Below are 19927 nucleotides of genomic sequence, written 5' to 3'. Positions count from 1 at the left end.
GATACCTGCTGGGGCGCGATCGCGCGAATCAGTGTCGTGGACGTGCGAATGAGCAGAGAAAGCCGATTTTTTAAGCGATATCCCTTGCCATCAGTTGTCGTATGTTCCTAAAAAAAACCTGGTTGATGCGTCCACTATGTGAAAAAATAGGTTTCCCAATCGTGCTACAGAACATAGAGTTTCACCGATATAAATTTAATTAGCTGCGTGAGTTTTAAATTTGTTAATAAAAAGCGCTCGCATGAAAAAGTTCCCAAAAGAGACTGCCACTGCGGGGCAGAGTATATGTAGCGTTCCGCTCCAATTCCTGTCTAAGTAATTACCGTAACACAACTTCAGCAGCAAATTATCAAATGACCCTATAAAGATCAAAGGAATACTCAAGATTGAGCGGTCTATATCGTGCAAACCTTGACTCCTAAGCAGTAGCAGCAACTTCGTGGTATGTATCAAACGATTTCGCGTACAAAAAATTTCATGTTATGAAACCATTATTTTTCCTAACTTGGCAATTCCGGATGACAGTCTGTGTGCTCTTGGGGGTTGTGCCGCCGATGCTTGCAGCGATATTTTGGCCAGTTTTCATGCAGCTAAAATTATGCGATCGCAAGCAAAATAAAACCTAGAATTAAAGTCAGATGCCTGACAGAAAGCATCTGCCGGTAGGAAGATATGAACGTTCGATTATTGCACAGCATCAGTCAAGAACCCCGTACAATCAGCAGGAATGCCAGCAAACACTTGTGGCTGCTAGTTGGCATCAACCGCAGCTACAGCCACATATACCTTGCCGAAGCTGACAATTTAGAAAGGTACGTTGTCGCCCGCGGCAGCGGCACGCCGGCCGATCGCATCAACCGCAGCGATCGGTATTGCTTTAAAAGTACAGTTGCTGGCTGGGAAATTACCCGCGAAGCTTTGACATATCGCTTAACTGGAAAACCCGCAGTTATTTTCTCAGCACCCATTCGGGAATTTGCTATTTTAAGTTTGGGCGATCGAGGAAATTCAGTCCGCCAATTGCAGCCACACCTCAAACAACTCGGGTATTACAAAAACGAAATTACGGGAACTTACGGAAACCCCACCGCCGACGCCGTGGATCAATTTCCAAAAAAATATTTAGGCTTGCCGGTTGGTGGCAGCGTCGATTTTACAACCAAGCACCTTCTCGAACTAGCAACTAATTTTAAACAACAATTTTCTCACACACATCAATTAAATTCAACTGATAAATCTGCCGACCAAGTGAGAAAAATTCAAGGAGTAGCTATTATAGGTATATTATTAAGCGCCGTCCCTCGGTCGGAACAGTCCGCATCTGGAAAATTAGCTTCGCTTTTGGGGGAGAAAAAATGTCAATTAATCCGTCATCCCGCTCCCAACTTATTTGCTGGAAAGCAACTAATAAACCTCAGCAACTATCCGCAGTCAAAACTCTATTAGCAGGCAAAAGCGGTGCCTTTTTATTCGGCGATGAACGGGTAGTGAAATGGCTTCCATGTCTGAATTAATTAGACAGTCGCTGGGGCGTAATTATCTTGCATGAAGAAGCCGAGGCTTTAGAAAAAGAACAGTTGTTTTGGCAGTTTGCAATTATTATTACCGCCCTTGTCGTCTTGGGAGCCGGCGGTTTCAGGTGGATATTAACCAGCCGTTTGGTTCGGCCGATCGCGGACTTGACAGTTGCCGCTGCACTGCTTTGGGGCGGCGACTGGAATCAGAGAGTAAATATCTATCGCCCAGATGAATTGGGAACGTTAGCCAAAGCTTTCAATCGAATGGCTTTGCCATTGCAAAAGTTATTTCCTAGCTGGGAAGCCAAAAATCAGGAAGCAGAAAAAGTTCGCAACGAAGCGGAAAAAGCTAGCAATGCAAAAAGCTTCTTTCTGGCCAATATGAGCCACGAACTCCGCACACCTCTGAATGCGATTATCGGCTCCTGTGAAATGTTAGAAGAGGAAGCCTTCGACCTGAATTGTGAATAATTAATTCTGAGTTAACAAAAAATTAATAATGCAAGCCAACATTTGCTATCTGTCATTAATAAGATTTTTTAGATTTATAAAGTTGAAGAGGGAATAATAAACTTCTACTTATAAAGCTGGGAAACTTCGACGGAAATCCACCTGGTGGCTACGATTAAACCTTTGATTGACAAAAATGGCAATGTTTTAACACTCAAGTATCCGCCAGATATCTACCCGGTTTATACTAAAGTTACTAAGATTTATCAGTGTGTTTTAAACCTGCTGCTCAATGCCACCCAATTTACCGAATCTGGGAAAATTACTTTAAAAGTAAGCCGCTTTAGACGGAAGAAGGAAGAGGAAAGGGGGAAGTCAGAATAAAAATTTAGTTCTCTGGGAGAGGAACACGTAGAATCGGATGTTTTAGGTTTAGAAGCGAAGCGAGAAGGAGAAAAAAGGAAGAAAGAATCAGAATCGGATATTTCGGCTGGTGAAGAAGGGATTAGTTTCAAAGTCAGCGATACTGGAATTGGGATGAAGGCAGAGCAAATTGAGAGAGTATTTCAAGCTTTTACGCAAGCGGACGAGTCTACTACTCGCAGGTACGGCGGTACGGGTTTGGGCCTCGCAATCGCCCAGAAATTCTGCCAGATGATGGGGGGAGATATTAGTCAGGAGAGCGAGTTGGGAAAAGGGTCAATTTTTACTGTAGAATTGCCGGCGATAGTCGCTGAAACAGCAGCTAGTTAAAGAGGATTTGCCAACCAATAGTTGCTAGGGCTAAATCTGCGATCGCGTGGCTGATATAACTCGACCCAAGCGAACCGTAAGTCAGATAAGAGTGCGACCAAATTATCCCGGCGGCGAAGACAGCTAAGGCCCCTAAGATCACAGCCTGCCAGTCGCTGTAAGCGGCTATTACAAAAATGTGGTGGAGCGTGAAAAATAGCGAACTCAGAAATATTGCTTTTGTTCCCGGTATGAGAATCTGGCACTTGTTGCAGACAAACCACCGCCAAGTAAATTCTTCGATCAATGAGTTAACTAGCACAAAATATGCTTCAACAATCAAGTAAATATTAGCGCTGCTAACACCTAATTGGTACGATTTTTCTTTAGCAACTACAGGATCGAGCCAGTGCTGGCCAAAAAGGCTATAGATACCCATAATTACCGCAAACATGAATATTCCCCAAGTAGCTCCAGCCAGCAATTCTTGGCGCTTGGGCAGGGATAAACTGAGCTTTTTGCGATCGACAAAAACAGACCACGCGATCGGAAAAACCAGCAACCAAAGTTGACAAAAGACTGAGAGTATTTGTCCCCAGCGTCCCGGGGCAATATACAAGGCTGCTATGATACCAATACTAGCCGCAGGGACAAGCAGTGTTAGAGCCAATAGTGCTGATTTGCGATCGCCCATATCCAGCATTTTTCACGCTTCCTTTGAAAATAGGATTGATATCAAAGGTAAAAGCTTGGCGGCGGCGGACAGGTGAGAGCACTTTAAAAAAAAATGCAACTGTAGACCCGTACTCCAAACCCTTATGCAGTCACTTATTCCAAAGCTTTTAAGCTAAAATCTAAAATGGTATGAGTGTTGTGACTATTATAAAAGTGGCGCTTATTTGTTGCAACGAAAAATATGCAGTTGCACAAAATGGAAGACTCCGCTACTAAAGCAGTTTTGGTTGCAATAAAGTATTTATCCAAGCAGAATTTGATCATCTATTTGCATTTGGGCCTCCAAATACCATAATATGATTTAATCCCTCGTAGCTGTGTATTTTGGCTGAATGGCGATCGCAATTGATTTTGGAACTAGCAACACCGTCGTCGCTCGCTGGAATCAAGTCCTCCAGCAGCCCGAAACTTTGAAATTACCGGGATTGTCGGCAATCTCGACTCAAAACCCGCCCATAATTCCCAGTTTACTCTACGTTGAGGACGCTGTGGCCAATAAAGTAATACTCGGTCAGCAAGTCCGCGACAGAGGCCTTGATTTGAGTGGAGATTCTCGGTTTTTCCGCAATTTTAAGCGGGGAATTGGCACTTCTGTTCAGGGTTTTGTGCCGGAACTGGACGGGCAACTTATTACTTTTGAACAAGTAGGTGAGTGGTATTTGAGCCAAATTGTGAACTCAATTCGCGAACTGCCTTTGCCGATCGATTCTTTGATTTTTACTGTACCGGTAGATAGTTTTGAAGCTTACCGCCATTGGTTGGGCAAAGTGTCACAATATCTGCAAGTAGAACAGGTGCGGATGTTGGACGAACCTACGGCGGCTGCTTTGGGTTACGGTTTGGCCGATCGCGAAAATCTGTTAGTCATTGATTTCGGCGGCGGAACTCTAGACCTTTCTTTGGTGCGTTTGGACGCTTCCTCCGACAAAAAGCCCCTCGGTTTTATTCTGAAGTGGGGCGAAAAGCTATTAGCTGAATCTTCAGCGCAAAAAACAAAAGTTGCCCGGGTTTTGGCTAAAGCCGGACAAAATTTAGGCGGTTCTGATATTGATAATTGGCTGGTTGACTATTTTGTTCAAACAAAAGGGCTGGCCAAATCTCCGATTACAACGAGATTGGCAGAACGGTTAAAGATTCAGTTGTCTTTAGTGAATCAGGCAGTTGAGGTTTATTTTGATGACGAAAATTTTGAGAGTTACGAATTAGAATTAGGCCGAACTCGTTTTGAATCTATCCTCGCTGAACATAAGTTTTTTGACAAACTCGACGAGTGCATGAATCAAGTATTGCAGCAAGCGCGGCGTCAAGGCTTAGAAATTGGGGATATCGATGCAGTTTTGCTAGTTGGCGGTACTGTACAAATTCCCGCTGTCGGGCGTTGGGTGCAGCAATATTTCGATCCCGCAAAAATTCGCTGCGACAAACCCTTTGAGGCGATCGCCCAAGGTGCTCTGCAACTGAGTCAAGGGCTAGAAATCAAAGATTTTCTCTATCACAGTTACGGAATTCGCTACTGGAACCGCCGCGACAATTGCCACAGTTGGCACAGTTTAATTAAATCCGGCCAGCCCTATCCGATGAGCGAACCGGTAGAATTAGTCTTGGGAGCTTCTTTAGAAAATCAGCCGAGTATAGAATTAATTATCGGCGAATTGGGAGCGGAAACTGGCGGCACGGAGATATATTTTGACGGCGACAGGCTAATTACTCGCCAACTCGCGGGTCAAACATCGGTACAGCCCTTAAATGATAAAGAAGGAGCACGCAGCATCGCTCAATTGACGCCGCCTGGGTATCCGGGAAGCGATCGCATAAAAGTTTTGTTCCGCGTTGACGAACAGCGCTTTTTGCGAATTACCGTGGAAGATTTGCTGACAAATCAAACATTGTTAGAGGATAAACCCGTGGTGCAGTTAAGTTAAGGATAGACTTTAGATAATTTGGTAGATAATTCGGCTCTTGAAATCCCTGCATAGAGTCAAACTTTCCTCCGAGCAGAGGGGGACTAAGAAATTACTGGTTCCCAGGCTCTTCCTAGGAACCAGTTAGTTTTTGGACATATCTATTGGAGACCACAACCTATGCAGATATAGCAATCCTTGCAGGAGTCGTAAATTTTTGACCCCACCCCAACCCTCCCCTTATCAAGGGGAGGGAGTAAGAAATTCACAAATGATTTAGGATGCCTATAGTTAAGTTTATGTCTGCGGAGGCTTGACATGGCGACAATTTTCGTGTATATTATTTTTTGAAATTCACCCGCCTCAAAACCGCCAGTCTTTCATTGTAGTATCAAGATTTTTATTAACCCAAATCCTAGGAGATTAACAGGTATGAGTACAACTCCCGGCTTACCCCTCTGGGTGCAAGATAGAGAAGAAGTTCTGAAACAGGATGAGGGAGTAGAATGGCGGGACGGGAATCGTCCCAACTATTCTCGCACTAATGCTTTCTTGGAAAAGGAAAAGAAACACAATCATGCCGAAGGGTCTTTGAATGCGATCGCCTATAATTTGGTGAGAACATTTGAAATGGAAGCATCCTTCAAAACCAATCCCCAACAATGGCTCTCTGTAGTTACGGATAAATTCCGTATGAGCACTAATGGAGGAAAAGAATACACAGCCCAAGAAGTTGTAGATCAGGGAACCTATAATCTCTTTCTAGAAAACTCAGAGCACTACCGCGCCTCTGATGAAACATTTCAATCCTCCTACAACCTCTTTCACACAGCTTTTCCCGATGGCTTTCTCTGGGAATTAGTCGAAGTCGTTGCAGGGCCTCCTAACGTTGTGTTTAAGTGGAGACACTGGGGTACTTTTAGAGGATCTTACAAAGATCATCAAGGGACAGGAGAAACTATTGAAATTATTGGTCTTAGCATTGCTAAAGTCACAGAGGATTTAAAGATTGAGTCTGTAGAACATTTCTTTGACACCAATAATTTCTTAACAGGGTTAACGACCGGAGGATGTCCCGTAAGTCATTAATCAAAGGAAGAGGTCATATCGTTGCCGCTGGCATCGAATCATACATAACTGTTCGAGTTGCAGTGCAAGCGTCTCCCTCGCTATAAGTAGCGAAAGCGAGGGAGACGCTCGCTTTCGCTTGACGCCGCCTGGGTATCCGGGGAGCGATCGCATCAAAATTTTCTTCCGCGTTGACGAACAGCGCTTTTTGCGAATTACCGTGGAAGATTTGCTGACAAATCAAACATTGTTAGAGGATAAACCCGTGGTGCAGCTAAGTTAAGGATAGACTTTACAGGTAAGGTGCGCTTCGGCGCATCCTACGGATTGCCTTCAAAACAAATTGTTAAAAGCAGATGAAGTACAAACTAGAATTTCCACTCTCTCCCGAATTAGAAAAGTATCGCGACAGAATCGAAGCTACCATTAAACCTTACATCGAAATTCAAACCCAGAATAATGATGACGTTAATTGGTGGCAGAGTAAATTTGGGGGATTACCTTATTTACCTAAAGGCTTTGAATATCCCAAAACTTGTGACGGTAAATATTTATTTTTGCTAGCGCAACTCAACTTTGATGAAATACCGCCTTTAGATGGTTTTCCCGATCGCGGAATTTTGCAGTTTTATATAGCCGACGATGACCTATATGGTTTAGATTTAGGCACTTCCGCCGATTTATATAATCCCACAGCCGAAGACAGATTCAAAATAATCTATTTTCCTCCGCCAGACTTCCAAGTTGAAAACATCATTACCAATTATGATTTTTTGCCGGAACTAGAAAATTTTCCTGTTCATGGCTGTTGCAGCTTGCAATTTACTAAAAAATATGCGCCGATTAGTACCAATGACTACCAATTTATTGAACTATTAGGAGAAGAAATTAACGAGTTATTTATGAACCATGAAATTGAGGATGAGTACCGAGAAATATCGAATTCCTTTGGTCATAAAATAGGTGGTTATCCTGATTTTACACAAGACGACGTAAGAAAATATAGTAGTAACTCCGATCAAAAACAAAAGCCAGACATTCTTCTATTACAAATGGATACCGATTCCAATGAGACAGTAGATATCATGTGGGGAGACAGTGGTGTAGGTAACTTTTTTATTGATGAATCAGCACTCAGAGAATTAGATTTTAGTAAAGTTTTATACAATTGGGATTGTTGTTAAAAGCAGCAGTTAAGTAAGCACACCTAAAAAAACATAATACCCAGAACCCCGACTTCTTTAAGAAGTAGGGGTTCTAACAGATTGAATAGTGTTTGACTATGCCCAATGCCCAATGCCCAATGCCCTAAACCTGAGATTTGTGCACCACCACCGGCGTCCCCACCGAGGCCCATTCAAATAGCCATTTAGCGTGATTGACAGCTACATTTGTGCAGCCATGAGTAACGGGATTGCCAAACAAATTGTGCCAGTAAGCGCCGTGAATTGCCATGCCTCCGTCGTAATACATTGTATAGGGAACATCCGGCACATCGTAGTCATCCCCAGTCATTCTAGTAACGCGGTGTTTGGTTTGAACGGCAAAGGTTCCCGTGCGGGTGGGAGTCGATGATTTGCCGCTGGAAATAATCACCGCGTAAACGGGTGTATTTCCTTCCCAAGCTATTAACCTTTGTCTTGACAAATCTATTTCAATCCAGCGTTCGCTGGATTGCTGCAACAACATAATTCTATTGGCAATTATGTTGTGCTGTTCGCTGGCAAATGCGGTCATTGAACCGCCGCAGAATGTAGCAAAAGTGAGGGCGCAGGCGGCACAGAAAGTTCCAGCGGGGCGGAAGTAAGTTGAGTTGATAATGCTGTTCATTTCTCACACCTCGTACTATTTTAGATTTTAGATTTTAGATTTTAGATTGGCTTGTCCTATTTTAGATTGTAGATTTGAAATGTTGAATTGGGAAACAGGGCTTAACAAGTTGTTAAGTTTTGGGTAAGATCTCGTGCAATTTGGACGATCGCGCGCCAATCGCGATTTTCCACTAAGTGTTTAGGAAATAAGTCTCCGGCTAAACCAACCGCGATCGCCCCGGCGTCAATAAATACTTTCGCATTTTCCAGCGTCACCCCGCCAGTGGGAATTAAAGGAATGTTTCCCAGGGGGCCTTGCAGGCTTTTCAGGTAGGCGGCGCCTCCCAAAGCCGATATCGGAAACACTTTAACGCAGGTAGCGCCTGCTTGCCACGCGGTCACAATTTCCGTGGGAGAAAAAGCACCGGGGACGATCGGCACTGCGGCATCAACTGCTGTTTTAATCATAGTTAAATCAGTGTGGGGAGTAAACAGAAACTGAGCGCCGCAGTCTATTGCTTGTTGCAACTGTTCTAAGTTTAATAAAGTGCCAGTGCCAATACTAAAACTAGGGAATTCCGAGCGGAGTTCGGCAATTAATTCAGCGGCTTTGTGGGTATTCCAAGTAATTTCAATAAACTGAATTCCTCCGGCTGCTACCGATGATGCCATGTGCCGAGCGAGTTCTTTTTCGGAGGAGCGGATAACTGCGATCGCGCGGTGTTTTTTGAGTTGTGTCAACCAAGATTGATGATTCATACAATTTTAGATTTTAGGTTTTAGATTTTAGATTCTAGAATTGGGAACGCTCCCTGATTGGGAACTTGTATTATTGATTCATACAATTGAAAATTTTAGATTTTAGATTTTAGATTTGGGAAGGCTCCCGAATTGGGAACTCGTCTCATTCTGACTCGCATATAATTTTAATACAGGTTACTAACTTCGATATATGCCAAATTACAATATGCTCCACGTTCACTTTTTAACTAAAAGTCTAGGCAACAAAACGGCTGCAATTGTTGACCTCAAAGAACACAGCGAATTTTTGGCTGAGGTTCTGGCTGAATGCGGCGAACCGACAGACTTTCAGTTTTTAGTTGATTCTCAATGCTAAAAACTCGCGGTGCTGCTTGACTTCCAGTACCCAGACGAACTCTGGGAGGATGCTGAGGACTGTCGGATTATTCAATATAGAAAAGATGAAAGAAGATTTCCCTGGGAAGAAGTTAAGTCCCAGCTTCAGGAAAAAGGTAGGTTGAATGTCTGATTATACCAATTTCCTAAAGTCCTGCTACAGATATAGCTGCCAAAATAAATTCCCATCCCGTCAAAGAAGCAATGACTTCTTTAGTCAAATTTTTTAACTCTTTTTGCACCACTGCTCTCAACTCTTCTATTCGCTCGAATCTCAACCATTTCAATTGTTCTTTTACATATCCCCACAGTCTTTCTATGGGATTTACTTCCGGACTGTAGGCGGGTTGAAATAGTAAAATAATGTTCTCTGGTATACTGAGATTTAAAGAGTTATGAAACCCCCCATTATCTACTTGGATTAGATGTAAATCCTCCGGGTACTCACTAGCAAATAGCTCTAAAAATTTCTCAAAGCACACTGTATCTAAATGAGTAAACTCATAAAAAAAGCTGGCTCCTGTTAGAGGTTCTACTGCACCATACAACCACAAATAAGTAAAGTCCCCTTGTACTTTTCCTTGTGGTTTTATGCCGTAACCTGTTAGCTTTCTTCTTTGAATTGTATGCAACCCCATCCGACTTTCATCTTGACTCCAATACCGCACTTTTTTCCATTGTTTTAAAAAACTATCACTTTGACTCAGACTGGCTTTAATTAAAATTGGCAGTTTTTTTTAAACTCTTCGACTGCTCCTGGTTTCTGCTTTTCACTCACAGGACGTGGAACTTTTAATTTGCCTTTAAGGCGATATCTTGCCCATTGATGCACTGTCCGATATGCCACGGGAATGTCACAACAGCTTGTCAACCATTGATGTACTTCTTTGTAGCTACTGAACCCTTCTACTTGGTTTAAATCTTCTGATAATTTCTCTACAATTTCTGGCGTCATTATTCTGGGCCGACCCGCACGAGGTTTCTGGCATAATAATTCTTCTATTCCCCCAGTTCGGTAGCTAGACAACCATCTTTGTATTGTGGTACGATGCTTACCTAAACGCACCGCAGCAGACAATACACTATCCACTGTTTTGGTTTTGAGCCAATACAGAAGAAGCAGTTTTTCGTGGCGCACAGCATCTTTCTCTCGGCACAGCAAAGTTTTCAGTTCTGCTGCGGTTTCTCGAATTACAATCTTGACAACTCCTGACATTGTTTTCACCTCTATTTGGCTACTAAATTGCAAAAGGCACTTCTACTAACTGTAGCACTACTTTAGGAAATTGGTATTACTTGGTCATTCTTGAGATTAAAGCTAAAATGCCTAATTGAAAATCTAAAATCGATCGATCGCACTCATAAAAAAATTGGGGCGATTCCAGACATTCCCAGAATCACCCCAATTATTGATTTCAAACTTAGATTTCCTCGAAAATCCAATATCCAAAATCCAAAATCCCAAATTGATTAGGCGATGGTCGCCATTTTCACATCGCTATTAGCTAACAAATTTTGCAATTCATCCGCATCCACAGTTTCCTTTTCCACTAGCATATCTGCCAAAGCATTAAGGACGTGGCGGTTGCCAACGAGTACATCTTTAGCGCGGCGGTAAGCTTGCTCTACCAACAAACGCACTTCATCGTCGATCGTCGCTGCGGTTTCTTCCGAGAAATCCCGTTCAGCCATGATATCGCGACCCATGAACATATTGCCTTGTTGGCGACCGAGAGCTACAGGGCCTAGCCGATCGCTCATTCCGAAGCGAGTCACCATTTGGCGCGCTACTCTTGCCACTTGCTGCAAGTCGTTCGACGCACCGGTTGTTACTTCTTCTTCGCCGAAGACAATTTCTTCAGCAATGCGGCCGCCCAAAGCTACCGCCATTTGATTTTGCAAGTAAGACCGAGAATACAAGCCAGAATCCATCCGATCTTCGCTTGGTGTGAACCAAGTCAAACCGCCAGCGCGGCCGCGGGGGATAATGCTAATTTTCTGCACGGGGTCATAGTCGGGCATCAGCGCGCCGACTAAAGCGTGACCGGCTTCGTGGTAAGCTACCAAAGTTTTGCGCTTTTCGCTCATCACGCGGTCTTTCTTTTCCGGGCCTGCGAGCACGCGGTCGATCGCATCGTTGACTTCATCCATGGAGACTTCGGTCAAGTTGCGGCGCGCGGCTAAAATTGCTGCTTCGTTGAGTAGGTTGGACAAATCCGCACCGGTGAAACCGGGTGTCCGGCGGGCGATTTTTTCCAAGTCCACGTCTTTCGACAAAGTTTTGCCGCGGGCGTGAACGTTGAGAATTTCTAGGCGGCCTCCGAAGTCGGGGCGATCCACTACAACTTGGCGATCGAAGCGACCCGGACGCAGCAGCGCTGCATCAAGCACGTCGGGGCGGTTCGTGGCAGCAATCAAAATGATGCCAGTATTGCCCTCAAAGCCGTCCATTTCGGTCAGCAACTGGTTCAGGGTTTGTTCCCGTTCGTCGTTACCACCGCCCAAACCAGCGCCCCGCTGGCGGCCTACGGCGTCAATTTCATCGATAAATACGATACAAGGAGCGTTCGATTTAGCTTGTTCAAACAAGTCGCGGACGCGGGAAGCACCGACACCCACGAACATTTCCACAAATTCTGAACCGGAAATCGAGAAGAAGGGAACGCCTGCTTCTCCCGCCACTGCTTTTGCCAGCAGGGTTTTGCCTGTTCCGGGAGGGCCGACCAGCAGCACGCCTTTGGGGATTTTTGCTCCGACTGCCGTGAAGCGGTCTGCATTTTTCAGGAAGTCCACGACTTCTGCGAGCTCTAGCTTGGCTTGTTCGATGCCGGCCACGTCGCCGAAAGTCACCTGAGTTTGCGGCTCCATTTGGACTCTAGCTTTGGATTTGCCGAAGTTCATGGCTTGGTTGCCGGGCCCGTTTTGGGCGCGCCGCACCAGGAAAAACAGTCCGACCAAAAGCAGAATCGGGAAGAACAGGCTGCTGAGGGCTTTTACCCAGAAGCCTTCGTCGCTTTGGGGCAGAACTGAAATATCTACGTTATTTTTGGTCAGGATGTTGATCAGTTCGGGGTCGTTCGGCAGGTTAACGAGTACCTTGTTGCCGTCCTGGGCTGTGACCAGGGCTTTGCTGCGATCTGAACTGATATTTATTTTGTCTACTCTCTTGCCTTCGACTTCCTGAATGAATTGACTGTACTTCCAAACTTCGCGGCTTGGGGGCTGTTTGTCAAAAAAAGCCGTTGCTAAGGCAATGACTACAATAGCCAGCAGTGCGTACAGGCCAGCGTTTCTCCAGCGTTTATTCACCGAGGTCGATCCTCCTAATTTTTAGTCCCTGTGATTTGGGAATTTTTATTTATGTTCATCAATCTTAACGTAATTGTAACTTGTTTTTGTGTGGTGAGGAATCCCGGCCATGCTGTGGCGGTCTGAGGTCGCGGGAACGGAACAGCCCTGGGCTGCGTCAGAAGATTCGGGTGCTGTACTCAACAGTTACATATACTAGAAATAAAAAATTGTCAAGCCTTTAGTCACAGTAATCTTGAGGGGGCTGACTCCCGATCGGATATCTGAGTCTGGGCTGCATTGGTGTAGGATGTTTCTGTTGATTGACCAGTTGTATACATAACGGTAAACCCTTGAGGAACCGTCCGAAGAGTTCAATCGTCAGCATAAAAACAGTCTAGCCGATCGCACTGTAATCACTTAGGACTATTAGAAAATTAGTTAAGTCTCAGAAATATTCGGCATTCCAATACAGGCAGTTAGTTGAATAATTTTGTAAGTTTAAATAATCAAAATGAAGTGCAATATTTGTGATTTTCCAACAAACACCTTTGCTGTGGCTAGGCTCCTAAAAAAATATAACGTCGAGTATTTTCAATGCTCAAATTGCGGCTTTGTTCAAACTGAAGAACCCTACTGGCTTGATGAGGCTTATTCAGAAGCCATAGCTAGCAGCGACGTGGGAATGTTATCGAGAAGCACGATGTTCTCAAACGCCGCCAATAATATTATTTTTAATTTGTTCAATCACAGCGCTAAATTTTTAGACTACGGGGGCGGATACGGTGTATTTGTTCGGATGATGAGAGATTTTGGATGGGATTTTTTTTGGCACGATAAATATTGTAAGAATATATTTGCTCAAGGATTTGAGGCAGACGAAAACAGCAGCTACAGCTACGAATTAGTGACAGCTTTTGAAGTATTTGAGCATTTTGTTAATCCGCTGGAGGATATCCAAAAAATCTTCAAATTTTCCCGCAATATTTTATTCAGTACCAAACTGCTGCCAGCCAACAACCCCAAGCCCAACGACTGGTGGTACTATGCCCTAGATGAAGGTCAGCACATTTCTATTTATACCAGCAAAGCCCTCTCGATAATTGCCGACAAATTTAATTTAAACTTTTACTCTAACGGCGATTCATTGCATATTTTTTCAGACAAGGAAATTCAGCCTCAACTTTTTCAAAGCTTATCATCTTACAAAGAGCCGGAATTGAAAAAACCTTCATTACTCCAACAGGATTACGAGGAAGCCCTGAGAAAAATTGAAAACAGAGAGAACCGCAAATCAATGACAACTCCCGCTGTCATACCTCCTGAAAAAAGTAGAAAAATTGTAATAGACGGCGTATTTTATCAGCTCAACAGCACCGGCATTGGTCGCGTCTGGAAATCGCTGCTAGAAAACTGGGCAGAAAATGGTTTTGCCAAAAACATTATAGTTCTTGACAGAGCAGGGAGCGCCCCCAAAGTTCCCGGCATTCAGTACCGGAATGTAGCCCGCTACGACTACAGCAAAACCGATGCCGACCGCCAAATGCTCCAACAAATCTGCAATGAAGAAAAAGCCGATTTATTTATTTCTACTTATTATACAACGCCTTTGTCAACGCCATCGGTATTCATGGCCTATGACATGATTCCAGAGTTGAGGGGACAAAATATTGGTCATCCCGAGTGGAGAGAAAAGCATTGCGGTATCCGCCACGCCTCTGCTTACATCACCATTTCGGAAAATACAGCCCGCGATTTAATTAAGGTTTTTCCGCAGATTTCTTCAAATTCTATCGCTGTAGCGCACTGTGGCATTGATGCCAATTTTTCGCCAGCCGATAGAGAAGAAGTTTCAGGCTTTAAGTCAAAATACAGCATTACCAAGCCCTATTTTCTTTTGGTAGGCGAAAGGGTAGGCTGGCATGGTTACAAGAACGGGATATTATTCTTCAAAGCCTTTTCTCAACTTGCCAACAAGTTTGACTTTGATATAGTCTGTGCAGGTGGCAAACCTGTATTAGAACCAGAGTTGAAATTGTACTGTTCTGGGAATACTGTCCACACGCTGCAACTAAGCGACAGCGAACTGAGAGCTGCTTATTCTGGTGCTTCAGTGTTAGTTTATCCGTCGAAATATGAAGGCTTTGGGTTGCCAGTCCTTGAGGCAATGGCTTGCGGTTGTCCAGTCATCACCTGTCCAAACGGTTCGATTCCAGAAGTAGCAGGACAAGCAGCGGTTTATGTAAACGGGGATGATGTTATTGGGCTTGTCAATGCTTTGCAGGAAATACAGCAGCCCGCTGTCCGCAACTCATTAATTGCGGCGGGGTTAGAGCAAGCTAAGAAGTTTTCTTGGTCGAAAATGGCTGCAACTGTTAGCTCACTTTTGCTTCAAGTAGCTGAGCGCGCACATTCGGAGAATCCTTCCGTTCAACAGCCAACTGATGCAGGCTTGCAGGGGGAATTAGGGAATGGTGAGAACTCCCAGCCTGTCCCGTCGGCTTTTAAAGTATCTGCGATCGTTTCTACTTACAATTCCGAAAAATTTATCCGCGGCTGCTTGCAGGACTTGGTAGAGCAAACGCTGTACAAACAAGGCAAACTGGAAATCATAGTGATTGACAGCGGTTCCCAAGAAAATGAACAGTCTGTTGTGCGGGAATTTCAAGCGAAATATCCGAATATTGTGTACGATCGCACTTTGGACCGCGAGACATTATATGCAGCCTGGAATCGAGGCATTAAGATGTCGCGCGGAGCTTACATGACTAATGCTAATACCGATGACAGACACCGCCCCGATGCCCTAGAAATCATGGCGAAATACTTGGATAAAAATGCCCCAGTAAGTCTGGTTTATGCTGACCAATTAATCACCAGCACAGCTAACGATACTTTTGCAAAAACCCAAGCAGAAAAGTGCTGGAATTGGCCAGCCTTTGACTACAGCGAACTGGAACGGCGCTGCATTATTGGTCCCCAGCCGATGTGGAGAAAATCGCTGCACGAAAAATACGGCTATTTCCGAACCGAATTTAGGGCGGCTGGCGATTACGAATTTTGGCTGCGGATTGGCAAAACCGAAAATATTGTGCACTTGCCAGAAATTCTCGGCTTGTACTGCGAAAATCAACAAGGTTTGGAACATTCATCGCCAATATCGCAGCAAGAAACTCGGCAAATATGGGATGAATATGGGCTCACCCGCCGAGGTGTAAAACCAGCCACTACATTACCTGTTTCAATCTCTCCATCACAGCTAAATGCCATGCCCTACCGCACCTCCGCAGAAACACTCGTTAGCGTAATCATTCCCTGCTACAACCACGCAACTTTACTCAGAGAAGCTGTGGAAAGTGTTGTCCGTCAAACTTATCCAAACTGGGAGTGCATAATTGTCAATGATGGCAGCACTGATGATACCAGCAACTTCGCCAATTATTTAATTAAACTGTATCCTCAAAAATCGCTTCGCCTCATAGATAAACCCAACACGGGACCCGCAGATTCGAGAAATGTTGGCGTTCAGCAGTCGTCAGGAAAGTTTATTTTATTCCTAGATGCTGATGATAAACTTCATCCCAAATTTATCGAGGAGTGCGTGGAAATTTTATTAGCAAAACCGAATGTGGGTTTTGTCTATACAGATGTGCAGCACTTCGGAGCAAATTGCGATTTAGTTGTTCACGGTGACTTTGATGTCAATCGGTTTTTAAGAGACAATCAAGCCCCCGCTACTTCCCTCTTTAGAAGGGAGATTTACGAGCAAGTAGGCGGCTTGAAAAAAGTGATGAAGCTGGGATGCGAAGATTGGGAATTTTGGGTTTCTGCCTATGAAAAAGGCTGGTTAGGCGATCGATTACCTAAGCCTTACCTCTATTACAGGCAGCACGGCGACGGATCTAGCAGAACCCAAAAAATGGCTAGCGATCGCCCAAAATTAGACTTAATGAGAGCCACAATTATTCACCTCCACTCTCAACTTTACCAACCCGAAGAAGTGCGTTGGTCACAGCAAATTTTGCAGCAACACGGCAATTTAATAGCTAATGAATTAGTTGAATTTAACAAACCTGAAGAATTTTTAACTTTGCTGTCCCAATATGTGGGAGAGTATCAAAAAGACCAAGCTAATGAAGTAAACCTCGCTAACATCCGCCAATCCCGGCAGCAACTTGCCAATTATTGGCTGAATCTGCCTGCTGAACAACTGGCAAATGCCTATGGCGGTGATGCTGGTAAGGCGCATCAGCTATTGCTCAACAGTAACATCAAAGATGAAGCGCTGACAGATGCCGAAAAGACTGTTATCGATCGACTAGCATCGCATCTCTCCCAGGGAATTAAAAATCCCAAAGATATTAACTACCTACTAGCAGCCGCCCTCTACCGTCGTGCAGATCAGTTACTGCTGAACTATGAAAATGCAGTTATACCTAATTGGTTTGTCAACGACTACCTCAAATTTATGTTTGCTGCGCCTACTCTCTTTCAAGAAATAGGAGAGGCTGACAATTATTGCCGGTATGTGCAGGGATGGGTCAGTTATTTGCATAGCAATATCTTCAAGAACCAAAACTCACAAGTCTGGCAGGAAATCGCCTGGTTCTTTACCAAAAGCGCTAACTTTATCCCTCTGTACTTCAATAGTGAAAATCTCAAGGATATATACACAAAGCGGGCAGATATTATTGAATATGCCATGAAAAATCGTGGCGCTGCGCTTGATTGCATTTTTCCGGCTAGACCTGCGAACAGACCGAAAATTCGCCTTGGTGTCCTGACTAAACATTTCGGGGCGATGACGGAAACTTTCGCTACCTTGCCAGCTTTTGAATATCTGAATCGAGAGCAATTTGAAATTATTTTATACGCTCTCAATCTCGACGGGAATAAACTAGAACAGTATTGTCAGAGTCGCGCTGACAGACTGGTTAAACTGTCTAATGACTTGCCAAGTCAAGTTCAGACAATCCGCGCTGATGATTTAGATATTCTGCTGATTGCTACCAATATTACTGCGGTTACTCATCCGATTAGTTTACTGGCGCTGCATCGATTGGCGCGGGTACAAACTACCTGTTTTAATTCTCCCATTACCACGGGAATGCGACACATTGACTATTACATTGCTGGTAAGTTGATGGAACCTGCACCTGAAGGACAGGAGCATTATCGCGAGGAATTAGCCACTATTGACGGGCCTGGTTGCTGTTTTAGCTATACCCTCGAACCTTATACTCCTAACATTAATTTCACCAGAAATAGTATCGGCATTTCCGAGGAATCGGTTGTGTTTATTTCGAGCGCTAATTTGTATAAGCTAGTGCCGGAGTTAAGGGAAACATGGGCAAAAATTATGGCGGCTGTTCCTAATTCGGTGCTGTTTTTAATGCCCTTCGGTCCTAGCTGGACTAATCATTATCCTGGAGGGGCTTTTGTGAATAATATGAAAGCCGTTTTTGCTAAGTATGGCATTGAGAGTAATCGTTTGCGGGTGTTGAAGAGTTTTCCTAACCGTGCGGATGTTAAAGAAGTTTTGAAGTTGGGGGATGTTTATTTGGATTCCTATCCCTATGCGGGGACTACTTCCCTTGTAGATCCGTTAGAGGTGGGACTTCCAACGGTGGTTAGGGATGGCGATACTTTGCGATCGAGAATGGGGGCGGCGGTGGTACGATCGCTCTCTATGCCAGATTTAATTGCCAATAGTGAAGCATCTTACATTCAGCTAGCAGTTACTCTCGGCACTAATCCTGAACTTCGGCAACGCTATCGCCAGGAAATTCAGCAAAAAATGCAAGCTAATCCGGCTTGTTTTGACAGTGTTGCATACTCTGGGGCGATCGGCAAATTATTCCAAGAACTCTTTGGCAAATGGCAAACCAGCCACCTGGAAGCATCGCGCAACTTACAGGATAGCATTCCCAAGCAGCCAGATTTGGGCGAGATGCTCTCGAATGCCCTCAAGCTTTACCAAAGAAACTCATCAAACATCTCAGCAATATCCGAACTGCGTCAAATCCGCAAACAAATCGCTGATTTTTGGCTCAACCTTCCCGCCGAAAACCTCGAAACTGCCTACAGGAGCGCTTCAGGTAACAGCTATCAAATCCTGCTAAAGAGCGGTTTTCAACGTCAACCGATGATCGAAAGCGAACAAATATTTTTGCAGCAATTAACCCAGATTAGCAAAGGATTAGTGCATCCCAAAGCTGTCAACGCCTTGCTTGCCGCAATGCTGTATTTCCCGCCGGAAACCATGCGAATTCCCGACGCTCGCAACCGTTTGCCACACTGGTTAATTGAGGATTACGAACAAGTTTTTGAGAGTGAAGCCGCTGTCAAGTCTGATTCAACTTCTGACTTGTTAGCTCAATACATTCACTCCCCCCAATTTGCGAATCAACTGTTAGGATGCGTCAATCTTTACCGCATCGATCCGTCTGACGAATCGGTAGTTTTGGAACTCCGCCAAATTAGAAAACAAATGGCTGATTTTTGGCTGACTGTTCCTTCAGAGAAACTCGAAAGTTTTTACCGAGGAGAAGTTCGCAAGGGATATCAAGCAATACTTAGCTGCGGCTTGCAAGCAGAATCGATGACTGAAGCCGAACAGCAGTTTTTGCAGAAATTGACTGAAATTAGCCAAGGGTTGGTGCAGCCTCAAGCTATCAATGCTCTGCTGGGTGCGATGCTGTATTTTGTTCCGGGAAAAATGCGGGTTCCCGATGCTCGCACCCGCTTGCCGCAGTGGTTGCTTGAAGATTACGAAAAGGTGTTTGAAAGCGTATTCGCGACAACAGAACCAACACTTGTCAAACAAGATTATCTGCCCCAGTTTCTCAATCAATTAACTGCTGCCGTCAATCTCTATGAAATAGACCCGACGGCTGAATTGGCAATAGCAGATCTGCGGCATATTCGCAAGCAAATGGCTGATTTGTGGCTGAGCGTTTCCGGAGAACAACTGGAACTTTTGTACCGGAGCGATTTTGGCAAGGGTTACAAAGCAATGCTGGGCAGCGGGTTTATTAACGAGCCACTGCATGAGAGCGATCGCGAGTTTTTTAACTCGTTGGTTGTTGAGTTGAGTAAAGGGTTTGGAGCGCCTAAAGCTGTAAATAATTTGTTGGCGGCGATGCTGTATTGTCGCCGTGGACAGTTGCGGGTTCAGGATGCGAATACTTGTTTGCCTCCGTGGTTGTTGGCGGATTACGAGCAGTTTGTTGGGGGTGCGATCGAGCTTGCTGTGAAGTAAACGGATCTCGCGTAGGGCGGGCAGCGG

At 44.5% G+C, this 19927-nt stretch carries 17 protein-coding genes; 11 read left to right on the top strand and 6 right to left on the bottom strand.

Features of this window, described 5'->3' with window-relative positions; genetic code table 11:
- The first annotated feature begins 672 nt into the window (after positions 1-672).
- The 4 genes from QUA71_RS09095 to QUA71_RS09080 all read left to right on the top strand — a co-directional run bounded on the left by QUA71_RS09095 (position 673) and on the right by QUA71_RS09080 (position 2720).
- Positions 673-1446, top strand: coding sequence for a peptidoglycan-binding protein (locus tag QUA71_RS09095; protein ID WP_333284216.1), 774 nt, complete (start codon positions 673-675; stop codon positions 1444-1446).
- Positions 1447-1541: 95 nt separating this feature from the next.
- Positions 1542-1988, top strand: coding sequence for a HAMP domain-containing protein (locus QUA71_RS09090; RefSeq protein ID WP_333284214.1), 447 nt, complete (start codon positions 1542-1544; stop codon positions 1986-1988).
- Positions 1989-2132: 144 nt separating this feature from the next.
- On the top strand, positions 2133-2351 hold the full coding sequence (locus tag QUA71_RS09085; protein WP_333284212.1) for a hypothetical protein: 219 nt from the start codon (positions 2133-2135) through the stop codon (positions 2349-2351).
- 12 nt (positions 2352-2363) lie between these two features.
- Positions 2364-2720, top strand: coding sequence for an ATP-binding protein (locus tag QUA71_RS09080; protein ID WP_333284307.1), 357 nt, complete (start codon positions 2364-2366; stop codon positions 2718-2720).
- On the opposite strand, the gene QUA71_RS09075 is transcribed toward QUA71_RS09080, so the two are convergent.
- A complete protein-coding gene (locus QUA71_RS09075) occupies positions 2713-3402 on the bottom strand; it encodes a CPBP family intramembrane glutamic endopeptidase (RefSeq protein ID WP_333284210.1) in 690 nt (229 codons plus the stop codon). The two genes, QUA71_RS09080 and QUA71_RS09075, sit on opposite strands and share 8 nt — an antisense overlap.
- A gap of 364 nt (positions 3403-3766) precedes the next feature.
- Here QUA71_RS09075 and QUA71_RS09070 point away from each other — a divergent pair, with 364 nt between their 5' ends.
- From QUA71_RS09070 to QUA71_RS09055, 4 genes are all read left to right on the top strand, one after another.
- Complete coding sequence (locus tag QUA71_RS09070; protein WP_333284208.1) at positions 3767-5356, top strand: Hsp70 family protein; 1590 nt, start codon at positions 3767-3769, stop codon at positions 5354-5356.
- Between the two features lie 411 nt (positions 5357-5767).
- A complete protein-coding gene (locus QUA71_RS09065) occupies positions 5768-6424 on the top strand; it encodes an ester cyclase (protein WP_190733234.1) in 657 nt (218 codons plus the stop codon).
- A 118-nt stretch (positions 6425-6542) separates the two neighbouring features.
- The gene (locus QUA71_RS09060; protein ID WP_190663755.1) at positions 6543-6686 is read left to right on the top strand and encodes a hypothetical protein; all 144 of its coding nucleotides are present in this window, start codon (positions 6543-6545) and stop codon (positions 6684-6686) included.
- Positions 6687-6759: 73 nt separating this feature from the next.
- Positions 6760-7587, top strand: coding sequence for a DUF1963 domain-containing protein (locus tag QUA71_RS09055; protein ID WP_333284206.1), 828 nt, complete (start codon positions 6760-6762; stop codon positions 7585-7587).
- Positions 7588-7711: 124 nt separating this feature from the next.
- On the opposite strand, the gene QUA71_RS09050 is transcribed toward QUA71_RS09055, so the two are convergent.
- Both QUA71_RS09050 and QUA71_RS09045 read right to left on the bottom strand, forming a co-directional pair.
- Positions 7712-8233, bottom strand: a complete 522-nt coding sequence (locus QUA71_RS09050; RefSeq protein ID WP_333284204.1) for a L,D-transpeptidase — start codon at positions 8231-8233, stop codon at positions 7712-7714.
- A 101-nt stretch (positions 8234-8334) separates the two neighbouring features.
- Complete coding sequence (locus QUA71_RS09045; RefSeq protein WP_190663758.1) at positions 8335-8973, bottom strand: bifunctional 4-hydroxy-2-oxoglutarate aldolase/2-dehydro-3-deoxy-phosphogluconate aldolase; 639 nt, start codon at positions 8971-8973, stop codon at positions 8335-8337.
- 193 nt (positions 8974-9166) lie between these two features.
- Between QUA71_RS09045 and QUA71_RS09040 the strand changes: the two genes are divergently transcribed.
- The gene (locus QUA71_RS09040) at positions 9167-9331 is read left to right on the top strand and encodes a hypothetical protein (RefSeq protein ID WP_333284202.1); all 165 of its coding nucleotides are present in this window, start codon (positions 9167-9169) and stop codon (positions 9329-9331) included.
- Positions 9332-9340: 9 nt separating this feature from the next.
- Positions 9341-9484, top strand: coding sequence for a hypothetical protein (locus tag QUA71_RS09035; RefSeq protein ID WP_333284201.1), 144 nt, complete (start codon positions 9341-9343; stop codon positions 9482-9484).
- Positions 9485-9497: 13 nt separating this feature from the next.
- Here the strand turns inward: QUA71_RS09035 and QUA71_RS09030 are convergent, their stop codons facing one another.
- From QUA71_RS09030 to ftsH3, 3 genes are all read right to left on the bottom strand, one after another.
- Entirely contained in the window at positions 9498-10019 is a 522-nt protein-coding gene (locus QUA71_RS09030; RefSeq protein ID WP_333284199.1) for an IS630 family transposase, read from the bottom strand.
- A 50-nt stretch (positions 10020-10069) separates the two neighbouring features.
- Entirely contained in the window at positions 10070-10567 is a 498-nt protein-coding gene (locus tag QUA71_RS09025) for a helix-turn-helix domain-containing protein (protein WP_333284197.1), read from the bottom strand.
- Positions 10568-10821: 254 nt separating this feature from the next.
- Positions 10822-12660 (bottom strand): ATP-dependent zinc metalloprotease FtsH3, encoded by a 1839-nt coding sequence (gene ftsH3 / locus QUA71_RS09020; RefSeq protein WP_006633639.1) that lies wholly within the window; start codon positions 12658-12660, stop codon positions 10822-10824.
- Positions 12661-13153: 493 nt separating this feature from the next.
- Here ftsH3 and QUA71_RS09015 point away from each other — a divergent pair, with 493 nt between their 5' ends.
- Positions 13154-19900, top strand: a complete 6747-nt coding sequence (locus tag QUA71_RS09015) for a glycosyltransferase (RefSeq protein WP_333284195.1) — start codon at positions 13154-13156, stop codon at positions 19898-19900.
- Positions 19901-19927 lie beyond the last annotated feature (27 nt).

It is taken from the genome of Microcoleus sp. MON1_C5 (assembly GCF_036701875.1).
Classification (GTDB): domain Bacteria; phylum Cyanobacteriota; class Cyanobacteriia; order Cyanobacteriales; family Microcoleaceae; genus Microcoleus.
Note: the sequence above shows the minus strand (reverse complement) of the source record. Positions and strands in the feature narration are given on the sequence as shown.

Bases quoted from the DNA above. Each gene is read 5' to 3' on its own strand.
- QUA71_RS09095 (WP_333284216.1), top strand. From the start codon at position 673: ATGAACGTTCGATTATTGCACAGCATCAGTCAAGAACCCCGTACAATC.
- QUA71_RS09075 (WP_333284210.1), bottom strand. From the start codon at position 3,402: ATGCTGGATATGGGCGATCGCAAATCAGCACTATTGGCTCTAACACTG.
- QUA71_RS09070 (WP_333284208.1), top strand. From the start codon at position 3,767: ATGGCGATCGCAATTGATTTTGGAACTAGCAACACCGTCGTCGCTCGC.
- QUA71_RS09065 (WP_190733234.1), top strand. From the start codon at position 5,768: ATGAGTACAACTCCCGGCTTACCCCTCTGGGTGCAAGATAGAGAAGAA.
- QUA71_RS09055 (WP_333284206.1), top strand. From the start codon at position 6,760: ATGAAGTACAAACTAGAATTTCCACTCTCTCCCGAATTAGAAAAGTAT.
- QUA71_RS09050 (WP_333284204.1), bottom strand. From the start codon at position 8,233: ATGAACAGCATTATCAACTCAACTTACTTCCGCCCCGCTGGAACTTTC.
- QUA71_RS09045 (WP_190663758.1), bottom strand. From the start codon at position 8,973: ATGAATCATCAATCTTGGTTGACACAACTCAAAAAACACCGCGCGATC.
- QUA71_RS09040 (WP_333284202.1), top strand. From the start codon at position 9,167: ATGCCAAATTACAATATGCTCCACGTTCACTTTTTAACTAAAAGTCTA.
- QUA71_RS09025 (WP_333284197.1), bottom strand. From the start codon at position 10,567: ATGTCAGGAGTTGTCAAGATTGTAATTCGAGAAACCGCAGCAGAACTG.
- QUA71_RS09015 (WP_333284195.1), top strand. From the start codon at position 13,154: ATGAAGTGCAATATTTGTGATTTTCCAACAAACACCTTTGCTGTGGCT.